At 45.9% G+C, this 17,786-nt stretch carries 13 protein-coding genes; 2 read left to right on the forward strand and 11 right to left on the reverse strand.

Going from position 1 to position 17,786, the window contains the following annotated elements; all coding sequences use genetic code 11:
- From NYG90_RS00700 to glyS, 5 genes are all read right to left on the reverse strand, one after another.
- Positions 1–3,060, reverse strand: a complete 3,060-nt coding sequence (locus tag NYG90_RS00700) for an efflux RND transporter permease subunit (protein ID WP_285256262.1) — start codon at positions 3,058–3,060, stop codon at positions 1–3.
- The gene (locus NYG90_RS00705; protein WP_285256263.1) at positions 3,060–4,124 is read right to left on the reverse strand and encodes an efflux RND transporter periplasmic adaptor subunit; all 1,065 of its coding nucleotides are present in this window, start codon (positions 4,122–4,124) and stop codon (positions 3,060–3,062) included. Before NYG90_RS00705 ends, NYG90_RS00700 begins: the two co-directional genes overlap by 1 nt.
- Positions 4,121–5,410, reverse strand: a complete 1,290-nt coding sequence (locus NYG90_RS00710; RefSeq protein WP_285256264.1) for a TolC family protein — start codon at positions 5,408–5,410, stop codon at positions 4,121–4,123. Before NYG90_RS00710 ends, NYG90_RS00705 begins: the two co-directional genes overlap by 4 nt.
- A gap of 87 nt (positions 5,411–5,497) precedes the next feature.
- The gene (locus NYG90_RS00715; protein ID WP_285264543.1) at positions 5,498–6,856 is read right to left on the reverse strand and encodes an outer membrane family protein; all 1,359 of its coding nucleotides are present in this window, start codon (positions 6,854–6,856) and stop codon (positions 5,498–5,500) included.
- Between the two features lie 7 nt (positions 6,857–6,863).
- Positions 6,864–9,692, reverse strand: coding sequence for a glycine--tRNA ligase subunit beta (glyS, locus tag NYG90_RS00720; RefSeq protein ID WP_285256266.1), 2,829 nt, complete (start codon positions 9,690–9,692; stop codon positions 6,864–6,866).
- Between the two features lie 61 nt (positions 9,693–9,753).
- Here glyS and NYG90_RS00725 point away from each other — a divergent pair, with 61 nt between their 5' ends.
- Positions 9,754–10,641 (forward strand): hypothetical protein, encoded by an 888-nt coding sequence (locus NYG90_RS00725; RefSeq protein ID WP_285256267.1) that lies wholly within the window; start codon positions 9,754–9,756, stop codon positions 10,639–10,641.
- Positions 10,642–10,664: 23 nt separating this feature from the next.
- Here NYG90_RS00725 and NYG90_RS00730 read toward each other — a convergent pair whose 3' ends face one another.
- On the reverse strand, positions 10,665–10,919 hold the full coding sequence (locus NYG90_RS00730) for an ankyrin repeat domain-containing protein (protein WP_350338537.1): 255 nt from the start codon (positions 10,917–10,919) through the stop codon (positions 10,665–10,667).
- A 10-nt stretch (positions 10,920–10,929) separates the two neighbouring features.
- Positions 10,930–11,175, reverse strand: a complete 246-nt coding sequence (locus tag NYG90_RS00735; protein ID WP_285256268.1) for a hypothetical protein — start codon at positions 11,173–11,175, stop codon at positions 10,930–10,932.
- 100 nt (positions 11,176–11,275) lie between these two features.
- Between NYG90_RS00735 and NYG90_RS00740 the strand changes: the two genes are divergently transcribed.
- Positions 11,276–12,688: a DNA recombination protein RmuC gene (locus tag NYG90_RS00740; RefSeq protein ID WP_285264544.1), complete on the forward strand. Its 1,413-nt coding sequence runs from the start codon at positions 11,276–11,278 to the stop codon at positions 12,686–12,688.
- A 50-nt stretch (positions 12,689–12,738) separates the two neighbouring features.
- Here the strand turns inward: NYG90_RS00740 and NYG90_RS00745 are convergent, their stop codons facing one another.
- Genes NYG90_RS00745 through NYG90_RS00760 form a run of 4 tightly spaced genes read right to left on the reverse strand, consistent with a single transcriptional unit; the run spans position 12,739 to position 17,691 of the window.
- Positions 12,739–14,274 (reverse strand): ABC transporter ATP-binding protein, encoded by a 1,536-nt coding sequence (locus NYG90_RS00745; RefSeq protein ID WP_285256270.1) that lies wholly within the window; start codon positions 14,272–14,274, stop codon positions 12,739–12,741.
- Complete coding sequence (gene nikC / locus NYG90_RS00750; protein ID WP_285256271.1) at positions 14,267–15,133, reverse strand: nickel ABC transporter permease subunit NikC; 867 nt, start codon at positions 15,131–15,133, stop codon at positions 14,267–14,269. Before nikC ends, NYG90_RS00745 begins: the two co-directional genes overlap by 8 nt.
- Before the next feature lie 9 nt (positions 15,134–15,142).
- Positions 15,143–16,093: an ABC transporter permease subunit gene (locus tag NYG90_RS00755; protein ID WP_285256272.1), complete on the reverse strand. Its 951-nt coding sequence runs from the start codon at positions 16,091–16,093 to the stop codon at positions 15,143–15,145.
- Positions 16,093–17,691, reverse strand: coding sequence for an ABC transporter substrate-binding protein (locus NYG90_RS00760; protein WP_285264545.1), 1,599 nt, complete (start codon positions 17,689–17,691; stop codon positions 16,093–16,095). The genes NYG90_RS00755 and NYG90_RS00760 overlap by 1 nt, the downstream gene beginning before the upstream one ends.
- Positions 17,692–17,786: the final 95 nt, after the last annotated feature.

The raw sequence follows: 17,786 nt of genomic DNA on the forward strand, positions 1-17,786 counted from the left end.
CTATACGATTCGTATGCGTTTAGCGATGATCCTAAACATCGCCGGCAGTAGTAGCAATGTCAAGGAGCTAGAGGTTACAAGCCCGCCTAGCACGACAATGGCAAGGGGCTTTTGCACCTCGCTTCCCACACCGCTTGAGAGCAGCATAGGCACAAGCCCAAATGCCGCGATAAAGGCGGTCATAAGGATAGGGCGTAGCCGCCTTTTTGCCCCCATTTCTACGGCTTCATCGACACTTTTACCCTGCTTAATAAGCTCTTTAAAATACCCTATCATCACCACGCCATTAAGCACGGCGATACCAAAGAGCGTGATAAAGCCAATGCTCGCTGGCACAGAGATATACTCCCCAGATAAAAAGAGCGAGATAAGCCCACCTGTAACGGCAAAGGGGATATTGAGCAAAATAAGCAATGCCAAAGGCACGCTTTTAAAAGTGAAGTAGAGGATAAAAAATATCACCACAATGCTTATAGGGATCACCACCGCAAAGCGTGCGTTGGCTCGCTGCTGATTTTCAAACTGCCCGCCAAAAGTGATGTAGTAATTTGGCGGGAGCTTGACTTGCGCGGAGATTTTTTCCTTTGCTTCATCGACAAATCCGCCTAAATCGCGATTTTCTACATTACTACGCACGACACTCATTCTGCGATTGTTCTCGCGCACGATTGTTACAGGACCATCGACTTCTTTAATTTCAGCAATGGAGCTAATTGGCACGACATAGCCGCGTGATGAAAACATCTCCAAAGCTTCAAGCTTAGTAATATCCGTAGATATTTCTGGGTCTTGGCGGATAATCACAGGCACGCGTGCCACGCCCATAGGGATATAGGAGACAATAATGCCCTCTAAGGAAGATTTCATAAATTTGGCAAACTCATCGACACTTACGCCCACATTGCTCATAATGTGCTTTTCTGGGGTTATGTAGAGATAATTTACCCCTTCATTAAGCGTGGTAAAGACTTCGCTGCTGCCTCGCACCCCTTGCAAAATCCCTCGAATTTGCTTACTAAGCTCATTGAGCTTGTCAATATCATCGCCAAAGATTTTGATCGCCAAATCCCCGCGCACACCTGTAAGCATTTCTGAAATCCGCATATCAATAGGCTGGGTAAAAATAAAGCTAATCCCCACAAAGCTTTGCAGGGATTTTGTGATTTTCTCAAGCACTTCTTGCTTGCTTTTTGCCTGCCATTTTTCTTTAGGGATAAAGGAGATAAACATATCGCTTTGATTAAGACCATCAAGACTAAGTCCTAGCTCATCAGTCCCTGTGCGTGCGACAATTTCTTTGACCTCTGGGACCTTTTCTTTAATCGTTTTTTGGATACGCAGTAGCAAATCGCGCGATTGTGTAAGCGAGACAGATGGTGTCATCTCCACCATAAGCACCGCATCGCCTTCATCAAGGGTTGGCATAAATGATTTACCCACAAAAGGAAAGAGAGAGAGCGAGAGAAACAAAAATACAAATGCACAGCTAATGACTAATTTACTATGACTTAGGCAAAAGTGTAGGGTGGGCGTGTAGATTTTATAAAAAAAGCGCGTGATAAGTGTTTCTTTATGCTCTTTGGTCTTTAGCACAAGAGAGGCGACTACGGGGATCACAGTGATTGAAAGCACCAAAGAGCCTAAAAGGGCGAAAACTATGCTTTTTGCCAAAGGGGCAAACATCTTGCCCTCTAAGCCCTCTAAAGTAAGGATTGGCACAAAAAATACGATGATGATGATGATCCCGCTTACCACAGAGACAGAGATCTCTTTGCACGCGCGATAGAGGGCGTGTAGCTTTGTTGTGGTGGTATTGGAGCTTAGCTTTTCAAAGGCATTTTCCACCATCACCACAGCAGAATCCACCAAAATCCCAATGGCAATGGCTAGCCCACCTAGGCTCATAAGATTAGCACTCATACCATTTAGGCTCATACAGATAAACGCCACAGAAAGCGCACAGGGCAAAATCACGCTTACAGCAATCGCTGCACGCAAATCCCCTAAAAACAAAAACAACAGCACCACAATTAGCACAATGGCTTCAATCAGCACTTTTGTAACATTATCGACTGCCTTTTGTGTGAGATCGGAGCGATCATAGAAGACTTCTAGCCGCACGCCCTCTGGGAGCAGAGGCTTTAGCTCATCAAATTTTTCATAGATTTTTTCTATGGTTTCTTTGGAGTTTGCGCCTTTAAGTGAAAGCACGATCGCTTGTGTCGTCTCACCTACGCCATTTTTGGTCGTAAAGCCTAGCCTAGTCATATAGCTTGTGCTTACTTCAGCAAAGTCCCCAATCTTTACAAAGCCTACATTTGTTTGTATCGCTAGCTGGGCGATTTGCTCTGGGGTGAGCGCGGCGTTTTGGATTTTGACCAAGAAGTTTTCGCCATCTCGATCCACGCGCCCTGCGCCGTCATTTTTCAAACTTGCTTCAAGAGCGGATTCTAGCTGGGTTATCGTTACCCCAAGCCTCGCCATATCATTAAAATCCGGGATCACCACAAAGGCTTTGGCAAAGCCCCCAAGCGAGCTTACATCTGCCACGCCTTTGATCTTCCTAATCTCTGGGCGGATAATGAAGTCTAAAAGCTGGCGTTTTTCAAGATTAGAGATATTGCCCTCAATAGTGAACATAAACATATCTGAAAGTGGGGTTACAATAGGCTGTAAGCGCACATCAACACCACTTGGGAGATCAGCTAGCACATTTGCTAGCCGCTCGTTTGTCATCTGGCGTGCGAGATAAATATCCACACTATCATCAAAATCTAGCACAATATCCGCGATAGCATATTTGGAAGTGGAGCGCAAGAGCTTCTGCCCAGGTAAGCCTTGAAGTTCTAGCTCTAAGGGGCGCACGACTCGGTTTTCTACTTCTTCTGGTGCCATACCTGGGGCTTTGACAGCTACGCGCACTTGGGTTGATGAGACATCAGGGAATGCATCAATAGCAATGCTTAAAAAGCTATACCCACCAAAAAGCAGCAATGCACACGCGCAAATCATTATGATAATGCGCTGCATTAAAGACCATTCGATGATTTTTGCTAGCATTATTGCCCCTCGACCCCGATATTGTTAATTAGCCCTTTTAGTGCTACAAGTGTGCCAGAGGCGATTTGCTCATTGCCCTTGAAGCCCTTGCCATCAATGATAAAGGACTTACTACGCTTTTCTATGACTTGCACGACTTTTGGGAGATAGCCATTGGGGGTTTTGACAAAGATGAGATTGTCTTTAGCATTTTTAATCACAGCCGTTGAGGGCACGATATACGAGCCTTTGGGCTGCTTGCCTTCGATATAGATGTCAGCAATCTCGCCTACGCGAAACGAGCCTTCTTTGAGATCGGCGATCGCGGTTATGGAGTTGTTGTTTTTATCCACGACTACGGATATGGTGGTGATTTCACCGACATATTGTCCTTTTTCACTATACACCCTAGATCCGGGTAGCACATAGTCGGAGACAGAAAGTGGGATTTTGATACGCGCTAGGAGGTTGTTGTTTTTAGAGATTCTTACATAGGGGGTAAAGGCTGGGATTTTCTCGCCGGTATTTTTAGGCGCGACAGAGAGGATCCCGCTAGAGCTTGCCACAACACGGAATCCAAAATTCCCCCTAGGTTTATCTGGATCAATCCCAAAAAGCTTGAAAGTATTTCTTAGCTGACTTAGCTTGAGATAAAGCTCTCTGCTTGCAAGATAGCTTTGCTGATATTCTCGCTGGGAGATGACACCAGCTTGGAATAAGTCTTTATCTTTTTTGGCGATTTCTTCTGCGACTCGGTGCTTGTTTTGGGTGTTTTCTAGCTCGAAAAAGAGATTATTTAACTCATTAGAGCTAATCTCACAAATCTCATTGCCCTGTTGTATCTGCTCACCTTCTCGCTTATAGATCGCCACTACCACAACATCAAAGGTAGAGCTTTGCGTGGTGGAGTCTTTGTTGTCAAAGTCAATAAATGCGTTAAATGGCACACCTCGCGTGATGCTTGGGTTTTTTATGGCAATATCTTTGATCCCAAGTCCTTGTGCTTGGATAGGGCTTATGCGCACTTCTTTGTAGCCATAGAGTGTGCCAAATGCGATTAACACGCCTAGAATGTATCGTTTCATTGTGTTTCTCCTATCATTGTCCCTAAGGTTTCTTCAAGTAGCGATTGTATGCCTATATACTCTAGCTTTGCATCTGCTAGCGTGATAATGCTATCCATATAGGAATTTTGGTAGGCTAGGTATTCAAACAAGCTGATTTTCTGCGATTCATAGGCGATTTTGCCCATTTCTACTAGGTCTTTTTTGTTTTGGATATTTTCTTGCTGGAGTTCTATGAAGCTTTTTTTGGATTCTAGTTGATCAAGATAAGAATCCACACTGATGAGCAAATTGTTTTTTGTGATCTCGCTCTCACGCACACTACCGCTATGCAGGGCTAGCCACTTGCGCTTTAAATGCGTGTTTTTGGGCGTGATGGGTAGCGGGATAGAAAATCGCAGCTGGGCATTGTCGCTGGACTCTGCGTGTGCGATCCCACCACCTAGCTCAAAGGCTTCAAAGCGGTCGCGATTGGCGAGCTTGGCGTTTGTTTGATAATTCTTTGCTTGCAGGGCTAGGATATCCAAATATGGTGAAACCTCTAGCTGTTTATAGGCGGATTCTGGCTCTATGTGCGTGTAGCTAAAGTGTAGATTATCAACAACTATATCGTGCAAGCTATCAAGAATCTCATCATCGACTTTTTCTTGATCGATCGTGTGGGCTTCTACAAGCCCTAGGAGCTGGTGTAGCGTGCGCTGCAGCTCTAGGAGCTGGGTTTGGGTCTGCATTTTTAAAAGCTTGGCATCAAGGTAGGAGTTATTAAAGCTAATATAGTCCTTTTTAGACATACTGCCTGCATCAAGCTTTGCTTTAGCGATTTGTAGCTGGTGGTAGAAATTACTCTCTCTTTGTGTCGCGACATTGTATTTTTCTTTGGTAAGGACATAGGAGAGATAGAGTCGTTTTGCAGCGATATAGGCTAGCTCTTTGTAGAGTTTATAAGCTTTATCATATTGCTCAATTTGTATGCGCAGGCTCTTATGCAAAAGTGTTTGCACCCAAGGAAGCTTAGGGCGGAGCATCACAAGTGCCGTTACAGAGACTTCGTTTTTGCCTAAAGCATTTTTGACAAAGCCTGTATCCACCTCTGTATAGGGCGACTCCCACGAGTTTGTCGCACGCTGGGTTTCTAGCAAGCTTTGAAATTGTGCTTTGTTTTGCACGAGATTTATGCTATTTTGCTCCACTGCTTCAAAAAAGGCTTGCTTGCTGATAGGCTGCGCGTGTAACAATACACCTAAGCATAGGGCTATGCTGATCTGGCACGCCTTAGCCACAAAGATTCTCCCCAAATATGTCTTCAAGAAGTATGTTCCCAAGCACCTTGCTACACTCCAAAGATAGTTGAAAAGTGGATTCTACAAAGATTTTTTAACCATTGTGTTAATCGTTTAAAATTTATAGCCTACCCAGAGCTTGCTTACCAAAGTCCTAGAGTAGCGCACTTCATCTAAATACACAAGCGTTAAGTGCCACTTGATTTTTGGGAAGTCTAGCTCTAGCTCGCCTACGACTTGATTGGAGTAATGCACATCAGGGGCAAAAAACATCGTCCTTCCAAGCCCGATAAACCCCCCTAGCTCACAGGATTTGCCTAGCATTATCCCGCGATAATCAAGCTTAATATACCCCGTGCGCCCACCCTCGCCATAAATGTAAGTGTTGTATTCAAGCGGGTTATTATCCGCATAGATGGGCAGCAGATTTGTGGCTTGATTTTTGTCATTGACCACTGCGCCAAGTGAGAGATGGAAGTAGCCAAAGCCAAGCAGCCCTTCAAGATGCGCCACGCCGCCATTAAGCTTGCCAAAGCTGCCCTTTTGATAGCAAGCAAGCCCCACTTCCTCTGCGACTTGTGGGTCGGCACAAAGATTTGGGTCTTGTATCCCAGCACTCACAAAGGTCCCGTGTGCCTTAATCCCCAAATCCCAGAATCCAAAGTCCTTCGTATAGCGCACAGCAAGTCCGCTAGCGACATACAAGCTAGCCAAATAGTTTGCATATAAACGCAGCCCAAAATGCTCTTTTTGGTAATTTGCATCGGCGTAAAAATGCTTATTGATCGCATAGCCTTGATGCTTTTCATAGAGATCTTTTATATAGCCATAGCGCGTGTTTTCTGCTGGGTTGGCGTAAGTTTGTCGGTAGAATCCCCCAAGTGCCAAGCGCACACCCTTTATATCTGCATAAATCTCCGCACCCTCTAAGTAGTCTCCTATCCACTCATATTCTGCATCATATCGCCCTACACGAAAGCTCATATTCTTATGCTCATAGCCTATAAAAAGTGCTGGCAAATGCACAGCATCGCTTGTATAGAAGAGATCCTTTGCTTCATCGTTATTGATAAGCAAAGAGTAGATTCTAGGGTCTGTTTGCATATCATAGCGCGTGATAGGTCTAGCGGCAAAGTCTGCAAGCTTCCCAATGGCAGAAAACGCCCCCCCTAGGTAGAATCCATAAAATCTCTCGCTCTCTAGCGATAGCTTTGTCCATAGTCCGCTATATCCCGTGGCAAAGGGCGCACTAAATAAAGTAGAATCCAAATGCGCCGCAGTGGTAAAGGAGACTAGATCAATGTCTTTAACCCGCAAAAATGATGTATGTGTCCTACTAGTATCGCTACTTAGTCCTATATCTAGTGATGATATAGGAGCTTCTTTAGCTTTAGGGATAGTAGATTCTAGGGATTCTTGTGTGCTAGCTAGGAGAGCCGCCCCTATCATAATCCACAACCACACCAAGCGCATAGCAATCCTAAATGGCTAATTCTTTCAAATCCCCTATGGTGCAAAACTCCGCATAAATCGCATAAAGTAGTGATTTACGATTGCGGCGCAAGGCTGGGTCTTCATCATTGACAAGCACGCTAGCAAAAAACACCTCCAGCTCTTCTTTGAGTGAAAAAAGCGCGTCAAGTTTATGCTGCGGATGCGTGAGAGCGGGGAGATTGAGCGATAGGAGCTTGTTGTAGAGGGCGGATTCAGGGGGGGTTAGGAGTGAAGTGTCAAGACTTTGTAAAATCGCTTGTGTGTTGGTGGATTCGGCTTTACTAAAGAAACTTGCTGCGACTTCGCCTTGCTGCCGCAAGACTCGCAATGACGATGAAGCGGATTTTTCACCCTGTGCTTGTTTTTTGCCCTCGTTTTGGGATTCTAAGATTGTGGAGCTAGAATCGTGGTTTTGCGAGCCGCGCAAGGAGATAAGACTTGGTTGTCTATCGACACAGCGCGACGAAGCAATCCACGATTCTAGCCCACAAGCTGAATCCCCCATAATATCTTTAGTGATATTTGCCACGCGCTTAAAGACTGCCATAAGTGCTTCTCTATCATCGCGCACAAGCAAGGATTCTAGGGCTTTGGCATTGCTAGCGATGGTGCAGAGATCTGCGCTTGTCCCCCTTGAAGCGGAGCGGAAAATTTGTGCTGGTATGTCTAAAATGGATTCTAGTCGCTCGATGATAAACTCCTGCAATCGCGCGAGATTCTCTTGGCTAATATCATAGGCACAGATTCTAGCCATATCGCCTAGGATCTGCTTCACATCAAAGGCTAGATTCCACTCTAGGGCGATTTTTACCACACCATTTGCCGCACGCCGCAAGGCAAAGGGGTCTTTTGAGCCACTAGGGATTGTGCCGATACTAAAAAGCCCAAGCAAGCTCTCAAGCTTCCCACTAAGGGCTACAATCGCGCTTATTTTGCTGCTTGGCAGGGCAGAGTCCTCGCCATTTGGGAGGTATTGCTCTTTAATGGCTTGAGCGATGTCGTGCGAGAGTCCTTGTGCTAGGGCATAGTAATGCCCCATAATCCCCTGCAGCTCCGGAAACTCCCCTACCATTTCACTAAGCAAATCCGCCTTAGCATACGCAAGGGCTTGAGTGATGATCGCGCTATCTAGCCCATACAATCGCGCCAAATACGCGCCGATAATCTCTTCTCTGTTTGTTTTATCTAGCATAGAGCCTAGCCCATCGACATAGGCGATACTTGCCAAAGGTTTTTTGTCTAATGGCATAGCGCAGTCATTGCGATAGAAAAATTCTGCATCGCTTAGGCGCGCTTTTAGCACGCGTTCATTGCCGCTGATAATCGCACTAAACTCATCGCAAAGCGCGTTTGCCACGACAATGAAGCCATTATACAGCTGCCCATTTTTGCGCACGGCAAAATATTTTTGATGCTCTTTCATTGAAGTAGTGATAACCTCTTCTGGCAGGGCTAAAAATCGCTCATCAAATCCCCCTAGCAGCGCGGTAGGATACTCTGTGATAGCGACAATTTGGGCTAAAAGAGCAGAGTCTAACTCTACTTGCAGGCTAAAAGTGGATTCTAGGGCTTGGATCTGCTCTAAGATCCGCTGCTTTCTCTCATCAGCACTAAGGATCACGCCGCCATTTTTCAGCTTGTGTAAGTAGTCATCAAGCCCTGTGATTTGCACCCACGCTTCCTTTGCGCACATTTCTTGGGCGGCATTATCAAAAGTGGATTCTAGGAGGTCTTGTTGTTTGGGGGTGTAGGAGCGGTGCAGGAGTGTCGCTGCTTTACTTTGCTGACCGAATGTTTGCGGTGATCGGGCTTTTTGTGTTTTGGCGTTGGCATTATCAAAAGTGGATTCTAGGGCTTGTGTCGATGTTTGTGTGGATTGCCGCGCCACTGCTTCCGCAGTGTCTCGCAATGACGATGAAGCCGATTTTTCAATATCGCCCCGATTGTCTCCCAAGATTCTAGGATTTGCGGTGGGGCTAGTGGTGCTTTTTGTGGATTTTGGGGCAGAGCTAGACTGATGGTCTGCGGTTGCCCTAAAATCCACAAAATCGCCGCTATGGCTACCCAAAGCCGAATCTATCGCGCTAGAATCTAGTAGTATCATAATATTACGGATCGGGCGGATAAAGCTCTCACTCCCACTGCCCTCTTGAGCGTCCCCCCAGCGCATACTCTTGCCAAAGTGTAATGAGCGGATAAATGCCACTACTATCTCGCCTAGCACCTGCCTAGATTCTAGTCCGGCTTGAGTTTTGCGGACATAGAGGACTTGCTTGCCGTCTTTTTCTACTACTTGCAACAAGGACTCAGCTTGTGGGCTAGAATCCTGTGCGGAGTTTTCAAAACCGCCCCGATTGTCTCCCAAGATTCTAGGATTTGCGGTGGGGCTTTGCAAGTTTTGAAAATTTTGGGGAAGGTTAGCGGACTCCCTGTCCGTGCCTTTCACAAAATTTTCAATCTTGTCAAATTGCTCACCCAAAGTCGAATCTATCATCCCTACCTTTTTACAAAACCCTAGCCCTGCTTTACTAAGCCCCTTACTCCTATCACCATCAATAAAAGCTATCGCCAAAGGCGGTCCAAAAAATTCTTGTATCTGCGCAGCAGTATGCGTAGGAAAAGCACGACTATAAATAGCAATCCTGCGGGGTGTGTAGTGTAGCTCGCAAGGGGCTTGTATGTGAAACTGCGCTAATGCCTGCTCCCATTTGTGCGCGATATTGCCCCACTCTTTGAGAAAGGGGAGTGCGGGAAGCTCTTCTGTGAGAATCTCTACTAGCAGCTCTTGAGTTGCTTGCAAATCGCTAGATGACATCAGTGTCCTTGTCTTTGGGTATAATGCGCCATTGTAGCAAATCCAATATTAAAAGGCTTTTATGAAATCCCCCAAGCTATCTGCGATCCTTGCGCTGTGCTGCGCCTTTAGCGTATTGCAAGCAGCTCCTAGCGCGAAATTCCCCCAAGTGGAGTGCGCTAATCTCAACCGCTTCACCAAAGCCCAAAGAGATCACATCATTTACGCCTATAACTTTGGCGCACCAAAGGGTATGGGCTACACAATGGCGGCAATCGCGTGGCAAGAGTCGTGCGCTGGGGCATATATGATGAATTTTTCTGATCCTTCTGCTGGGCTTTATCACGCGCATATCCCTGTGGTGCTTAAATACTACTCTAGTTATAGTGATACGCCTTTTACGCGCAATGTTATGGGACAGCTGCTTATCGATGATAGGAGGTTTGCTAGTCAAGTGGCGTTGGACTCGCTGATGTATTGGCATAAATACCACAAGGGCAATCACAAAAACATCATCAAATCCTACAACAAAGGCTTCAAATGGGAGAAAGATCGCGCGAGCAATAAACTCGCAGAATCCTACTATCTAAGCATTGGGAAAAAAATCCGCGCCCTAGAATCCTATATCCCCAAATACTCGCGCGTGAAAAACCAAAGCACATTGATAGAGCTGCACGATAAAAACAAATCCGCTGCCACAATCAATGCCCGCATACAAAATGCCAAACCCCCTAAGCAAGCCCCGCACTCTAGCCCCAAACCTCTCCAAAAAGCCCCAAACCAAAACCCAAAGCCTAAGCAAGCACACCCCAAGCCCCAAACCTCTCCAAAAAGCCCAAGCCCCAAAGCTCCCTTGCAAGATGATTTTGTCGATCTCCCATTAGAGGGCAGCCCAAATCCTAGCTCTAAAGCACCTAATAACTATGATGCAAACTTTGAAGACTTCACGCTCATTTTTGAAGGACACTAGATTCTAGGATTTGGGCTATGTATTTAGCGCAAAAGGCTCATTAGCTCTATATGATGAAAATGCTCTGCTATCGCATAGGCATTGTAGCCATCGCTATTTTTATGCTCTTTATTTGCACCTTTGGCTAAAAGCTTTTTGACACACTCCACTTCGCCAATCTCTGTGGCAAGGAGCAGTGGGGTAAAGCCATTGCAATCTTTTTCTACATTATCGACATTGCTAGTGGATTCTAGTAGCAGATCAAAAATCGCATAATACTCTTTAAGAAAATGCCTAATTGCTTTAAATCTACATCATTTGCGATAAAGGCAAGGGCTTTTTGCACTGCGCTTTGCTACCCACCCCAATTATTTCAGGCAAAATCCTATCGATTATTAAGCCTTCGTGCTTGCTATCCATAATGTATTCAAACAATGGCGCGACAAGAGAGATCGCAAAATGCACCAAAGTAGCAAAGTCAAGCTGCTTTTGGCTAGCACCTAGTGTCTCTATATGACTAGTATGGCTTTCATAATACTCTAGCGCATTGCCCAAAATCTCTGCCCCTTTGCAAAGGGGCTACTTCATACGCATTAGCTACATTCTACGCTACAATACCCAGCACTTACAATACTACTTGATCACAAGGATCACTATGACATTGCTTGATAGTATTTTGCTTATTGCGTTGTTTGGATTAGGTGGGGTAGGGGCTTTGCTCTATGCGCGCTATATCACCGCACAAAAGGCTTTGCACTTAAGCGAGACACTTCGCCAAGAAGACAGGCTCAAAACCCAAGCCCTAGAATCCACCGCCAAATCCCTAGAATCTAGCCATATCCAAGCACTCCAAGAAATCGCCAGCCTAAAGGCTATGCTTAATACTGCCAATGAGCGACTCCAAGAGCAGCGCGCAGACTCTACTCGCCAAAAGACAGAGCTGCAAGATAAATATGAGCAAGATCTCTCCAAGCTTGAAGCGCAGTATAAACTCTCTCTAAGCACCTTGCAAAGTGAGCTAGCAAAGCACCTAGAGCTACAAAAGACCGCCTTGCTGAATGAAAATAAGCTCGCACTCACTAAGGACTCTAAAGCGATTTTAGATGAGGTTTTCACGCCGCTTAAACAACGCGTTGAAGAGTATCAAAAAAATCTTTTGCAAAATGAAGCCAAATTGAAAGAAAACATCGACAACGCCTTCAAATACTCCCAAGAGATGAGCAAAAGTGCGCAAGAGCTAGGGCGGATCCTAAAGGGTGATAAAAAGCTGCGCGGAAACTTCGGCGAGCTGCAGCTAAAAAGGGTGTTTGAGAGTAGCGGACTTATCCAAGGTAGGCAGTATAGCCTCCAAGAGCAGCTCCACACGCAAGGCGGGCGATATATCCCTGATGCGATTGTCAGCCTTGATGAAAAGCGCAAAATCATCATCGATGCCAAATTCCCCCTGCCAAATGCCGTAACTTGCGATGATGAGACAGAGATAAACACCCAAGAAATCGCGCAAAATCTCAAAGCGCGCATTGATGAGCTAGCAAGCAAACCCTATAAAGACATAGAAAATGCCTATGATTTTGTGCTGCTTTTTATCCCCTATAACAATATCTTAGATCTAGCCTTAGAGGCGGATTCTAGCTTGTATGACTATGCGTATTCTAAGCAGATTTATCTCACCACGCCGCATACGCTTTTTATGGCGTTAAAGACGATCGCTATCACTTGGCAGCATATCCAAAGCGATAAGAATATCAAGCAGGCATTTGATGAGATCGGGAAGTTTTATGATAAGTTTGCCGATGTGTGCAGTGATTTTGACAAAATGGCGCGAGGCTTGCAAAGTGCGCAAAGTGCAGCAGCAGCTATGGATACAAAGCTGCGAGGCAAGGGCGGGCTAGAATCTAGATTTGATAGATTAAAAGCCCTAGGAGCAAAGACGAAAAAATCAATCCCACAATCAAAATCGCTCAACCACACTAGCCATAGTGATGATATAAGCGATGAGCCAAGAGATGGGGTGAGTGAGGGAGAAAGAGAGGGGGAATGCGATGAGGGAGAAGATAAGCAAGAGTGAGAATCCAAGCCGCCCTAGAATCTAGATCCATTTATCGACTATTTGTCCTATTATGTGGCGCGACTATCGGCAGAAGCGGCAGCGGTAGTAAAAGTGGATTCTAGTAATTTGCCTTGTGGGCTTGTGAAAGGCTCATTATGCGCGACTATCTCAATGATCTTCCCAGAATCCATAAGCACAATACGATCGCAAAATGCGCGTGCTAAGGCGAGATTGTGTGTGATACATAGCACGCTTAGATGTTGCTTGTCTGTGAGATTATTTGCGTGCATTGTAGCGATGAAATCTAGGATCATCGCTTCAGTGTGGCTATCAAGACTTGAAGTGCTTTCATCAAGGATTAGCAGCTGTGGCTCTACAACAAGGGCGCGGGCGAGATTGATCCTAGCGGCTTGCCCGCCAGAAAGCATAGCAGGATAGGTGTGCAAAAGTGCGCGGTCTAAATCTAGTGCGCTTAGTATGGGGAAGATCTTTTGCTCTTGCGCGGCTTTATCAGTAATGCCGCGGAGATGATGAAGCCCTTGCGTTAGGCTCTGCCAAATAGTTTGATTGGGATTTAGCGCGCTTATGGGATCTTGGAAAAGTAGCTGAATATGGGAGTAGAAATGTCGGCGAGACTTTAAGCTCTTGTGAGTCTGCCAATGCGCTGGGTAGGTGATCTGCCCGCTAGACTCTCTCTCTAGGCGTGCGATAAGCTTTGCTAGCGTGCTTTTACCACTACCACTTCTACCTACAATGCCAAGTCTCTGCCCTGCATATATCTCAAGCGAGATAGAATCTAGCGCAGTGGTGGCAGAAGCAGTGGTGATAGGATAGACTTTGCTGATATGTCGCAGGCGCAAAAGTCTCAAAGTGGATTCTAGTTTTTGCCTATCATATATCGGTGTATGTGTAAATGGATTATAAAAACCTCTTATATCATCAATGATCTTTCCAGCATCTATATGATAGCTTCTATCAGCTATGCGCATAAGCCTAGTATCGTGCGTGATGAGCAAGATCCCTATCTCACGCTCCTTGCAAATGCGTTGTAATATCTGCATAATCTCTTGCGTAGCAATGGCGTCTAAATCGCTTGTAGGCTCATCGGCGATGAGAAATTGCGCATCTGCAAGCAGGGCGATAGCGATCATCACTCGTTGTAGCTCACCTCCACTCATCGCAAAAGCATAGCGATCTAGCACACTAGAATCCAGCCCTAGTGTATCTAGCAAGCTAGCGATTTGCTTAGGATCATAGGCTTTGCCCCACGCACGCACGCTTTCTGCAATGTGGCTTTGCATCGTGTGAAGTGGATCAAAGCAAGTGCGGGGATTTTGCAAAATGCTTGCGATGATGGGAGTCGCGCTAGCTTTATGCGCGGTAGCAAGCGGCGTGTCATCAAGCAAGATAGATCCGCTAGTTTGTGTGAGATTAGAGGGAAGCAAGCCTTGCAAGGCTAGGGCACAGAGTGTTTTACCACTGCCACTTCTGCCTACAAGCGCGGTGATTTGCCCAGATTCTAGCGATATGCTAATGTCTGTAAGCAGCGGCTTTGTGCCAAAAGATACAGAGATATGCGCGAGTGCTAGCCGAGGTTTAGCCATAACGCACATCTTCTAAATGTGTAGTGAAAAACCGCTTCAAGCTCTCTCCCAGCAGAGAAAAAAGCGCGATAGTGATAAAAAGCGCGCCTCCGGGATATAGCAGCAAATGCGGTGCGCTATATAGGGAGTCTTTCATCTCGCTAAGCATAAGCCCCCATTCTGCGAGCGGTGGCTGCACGCCTAGCCCGATGAAAGATAGCCCAGCGATGTGAAGCATTATATGCCCTATATCCATAGTGGCAAGCACAAGTATATGGATACATAAATTTGGGAGAAAATTCTGTCTAAAGCTTTGCCAAAAGCTCTGTCCTTGCATATACGAGATAGCTACATACTCCTTAGATCGCAAAGAGAGCGTGAGCGAGCGAGATATACGCGCATAAAATGCCCAATGCGTGAGCGTTATAGCGATGATCACATTCCATAGTCCAGAGCCAAGCACCCCCACAAAAAACAATGCCAAAATCATCGTAGGCATACTTAAAAACACATCACACACGCGCATAATCACCCTGTCCCACACTCCTCCTAATGCCCCAGCCACCCCACCTACACAAATGCCGATCACTACCACAAGCACGATGATACAAAGGCTTGCCCCAAGCGAGATATACGCGCCATAAACAAGCCTTGTGAAAATATCTCGCCCCAAGTGATCGCAGCCTAGTAAATGCTCTTTGCTCATAGGGGCTAGCTGCTTGGAGAGATCGATCATATCGGGCTGATATGGGCTAAGAAGCGGAGTAAAAGCGCATATAAGTAGCAAAAGCGCGATACCACAAAGAGCGATCTTGCCTTGTAGTGGGAAGTGTTTGTGGATTTTAGGCGAAGATGTGTAAATAGCAGTGAGCTTTAGCATACATATCCATTACAGAGAAATTCTAGGATCAAGATAGGCACATAGCACATCAACAAGCACATTTGCCAGCGTGAAAACCACGCATAGCACGATCACAAAGCATTGGATAATGGGATAGTCGTGATTGGCTATGCCTTGGATACAATATAGCCCAATACCCGGTATCCCAAAGATACTCTCAATAATAAGCGCACCACCTAGCAGCTCGCCGATGTGTAGTCCCATTATCGCTAGTAGTGGGAGAATGGCATTTTTGAAAATATGCTTATAGGTGATGACTGCTCGCGGAAGCTGACGGATTTTGGCATAGAGGACAAAGCGAGAGTCCAGCACTTCAAGCATACTTGTGCGTAAAAGTCTTGTCGTAACACAAAGCGACATAAATACCAAACTTATGCTAGGCAGCACAAAGCTTGATAGAGTAGAGTCCCACACCGCAGGCAGCCACCCTAGCGTAATGGCAAAGACCCACACCAGCAAAAATGCTAGCCAAAAGCTTGGCATACACGCCCCTATAAAACACACAATACTTATCACAATATCTGGGAATCTCTCTTTATATAATGCGCTAATACTCCCAAAAATGCTAGCAAAAACCCCTATAAGCACCACCCCTATACCAACGAGCGTTAAGGTTATGGGTAGGCGAGAGAAAAAGACCGCACTCACAGGCTCTCCACTCATAAACGAAGTCCCAAAATCTAGCGTGATAGCCTTGTATAGCCACGCGATGTATTGGGATATAAGAGGGGTATCAAGCCCAAATTCTGCTTCTAAAAATGCGATGTTTTCTTGCGTGGTGGGGAGATTGGATAGAGTGAGATACTGCGCGATAGGATCGCCCACGCTTAAGCGCAGTAGCATAAAAATCCCAAATGACGCTACAAGCAAAATAGGGATAAGGTAAAGCACGCGCTGAAGTGTTTGGCGTGCTATATGCCAGAATCTAGTTTTGTGCATTATTGATACCACTCAGCTATAGGAAGCTCGACTACAAGTGCGCCCATTTCTACGCCTTTAATCTCACTGCGCATAATGGCGGCATTGCGCTGGTGGGCTATGGGGAAGAGTATGTAGGCATCAAAGAGTAGCGATAGGGCAGTGTTGAGATGATCTTGTAGCTCTTTAGTCGTGCTAGCGTGGATAGCTTGTGTCGTGTGCTTGTGGAAGTCTTGCGCGCGCGTGGATTCTAGGGCTTGCAGGAGCTTATACTCGATATACCCTTCTTTTTGCATTGAGTAGAGATGACTAAGTGGCTCATAAGGCGCACCCCAAGTTTGCGTGAAAGCAAGCTCGAAAGTATTGTTGATAAGATGCTTTTTATACGCGCTAGGCTCTATGCCTTTTATGCGTAGGGGTATGCCACAGGCTTTGGCTTGGGATTGGATAATTTGTGCGAGCATTTTTTGCTGGGGGTTGTTGCTTGGGTAGATTAGCTCTATGGGGTCTTTGGGGGTGTGTGCCATATCGCATTGATGTGGCGGAAGCTTGGGGAATCGCACAGATTGTAGCAATGCTGTGTTTGGCGCATATATACTTGTAGCTTGCGTGGCAAGATCGCCAAAGACGCTTGGGATAAGTGCGCTTGTATCTAGGGCTTGCACTAGGGCTTTGCGAGCAAAAGTGGATTCTAGGGCTTTGGTGCGTGGATTTATGGCTAGGAGTATGGTGGAGAGCGGTGCGCTTGTGTAGGTGCGTAGGCGTGGATTTTTCCGCGCGGTGTTAAACATATCAAGCGAGACTAGCTCTAGCCCATAGATCGCATCAATTTGTCTAGCCTGCAAGGCGGCTAATCTCGCACTTGGCTCAAAGATGATTTTAGCGATGATGGTGTCAAAATAGGGTGTTTTAGGGGGGCTGGCTTGGGATTGTGAGCTACTAAAATCTTTATAGTAAGGGTTTTTGCGGAAAGTTATTGTGCTTGCAGTGCTACTCTCTAGCATATACGCGCCGGTGCCTATGGGGGTGGGGTTGTAGGTGGTTAGATTAAGATCGCTAGGGAAAGCACTTTTTGCCAAAAAGCGAAATGGACGGACAAAGGCTAGCTCATCTAGTGTGAGTGTGTAGGGGTATTTCAGTGTAAGCACGATCGTGTAGGGATCAAGCTTTTTCACAGAATCTAGCGCGTGGATTAGCCCTACCCAGCTGTGGCGTTCTCTGTGCTGCAAAATAGAGGTGAAATTAAGCAAAACAACATCGGCATCAAAGATCTCGCCATTAGAGAAGCGCACGCCCTTGCGCAGGTGGAAAGTATAGCTTCTGCCATCAGGGCTAATGTCCCACGAGGTCGCAAGACTAGGGATAATATTGCCGGATTTATCAAGCTTGGTTAAGCCCTCATAGACGAGATTTTGCGCAAACATTGCGTTTGTGCCATAGCCGTGAGGATTGAGCGCACCAACAGGCGCGGATATGGCTATGGATAGGGTGTGATTCTCTGTGGCATTAGCAAGTTTTGCACTAGATGATCCCACAAATAGCACTATCCCTAGGAGAAAAACTCGCCAAATATCCACACGAGATCGCGTGGTAGAATCTTTGAGAAATGATGTCTGCACGATGAGCCTTGTGAAAAGATTGGCGTATTATATTATTATTTTTTATATTTGTGTAATACTAGATTCTAGGGTATCAAAGATCGTGATATAAATAA

It is taken from the genome of Helicobacter zhangjianzhongii, from assembly GCF_030249855.1.
GTDB classification, from domain to species: domain Bacteria; phylum Campylobacterota; class Campylobacteria; order Campylobacterales; family Helicobacteraceae; genus Helicobacter_B; species Helicobacter_B zhangjianzhongii.

Excerpts from the sequence above, each read along its gene's own strand:
- glyS (WP_285256266.1), bottom strand. The coding sequence starts at position 9,692 with ATGTCATCTAGCGATTTGCAAGCAACTCAAGAGCTGCTAGTAGAGATT.
- NYG90_RS00705 (WP_285256263.1), bottom strand. The coding sequence starts at position 4,124 with ATGAAACGATACATTCTAGGCGTGTTAATCGCATTTGGCACACTCTAT.
- NYG90_RS00700 (WP_285256262.1), bottom strand. The coding sequence starts at position 3,060 with ATGCTAGCAAAAATCATCGAATGGTCTTTAATGCAGCGCATTATCATA.
- NYG90_RS00755 (WP_285256272.1), bottom strand. The coding sequence starts at position 16,093 with ATGCACAAAACTAGATTCTGGCATATAGCACGCCAAACACTTCAGCGC.
- NYG90_RS00745 (WP_285256270.1), bottom strand. The coding sequence starts at position 14,274 with ATGGCTAAACCTCGGCTAGCACTCGCGCATATCTCTGTATCTTTTGGC.
- NYG90_RS00740 (WP_285264544.1), top strand. The coding sequence starts at position 11,276 with ATGACATTGCTTGATAGTATTTTGCTTATTGCGTTGTTTGGATTAGGT.
- NYG90_RS00715 (WP_285264543.1), bottom strand. The coding sequence starts at position 6,856 with ATGCGCTTGGTGTGGTTGTGGATTATGATAGGGGCGGCTCTCCTAGCT.
- NYG90_RS00725 (WP_285256267.1), top strand. The coding sequence starts at position 9,754 with ATGAAATCCCCCAAGCTATCTGCGATCCTTGCGCTGTGCTGCGCCTTT.
- nikC (WP_285256271.1), bottom strand. The coding sequence starts at position 15,133 with ATGCTAAAGCTCACTGCTATTTACACATCTTCGCCTAAAATCCACAAA.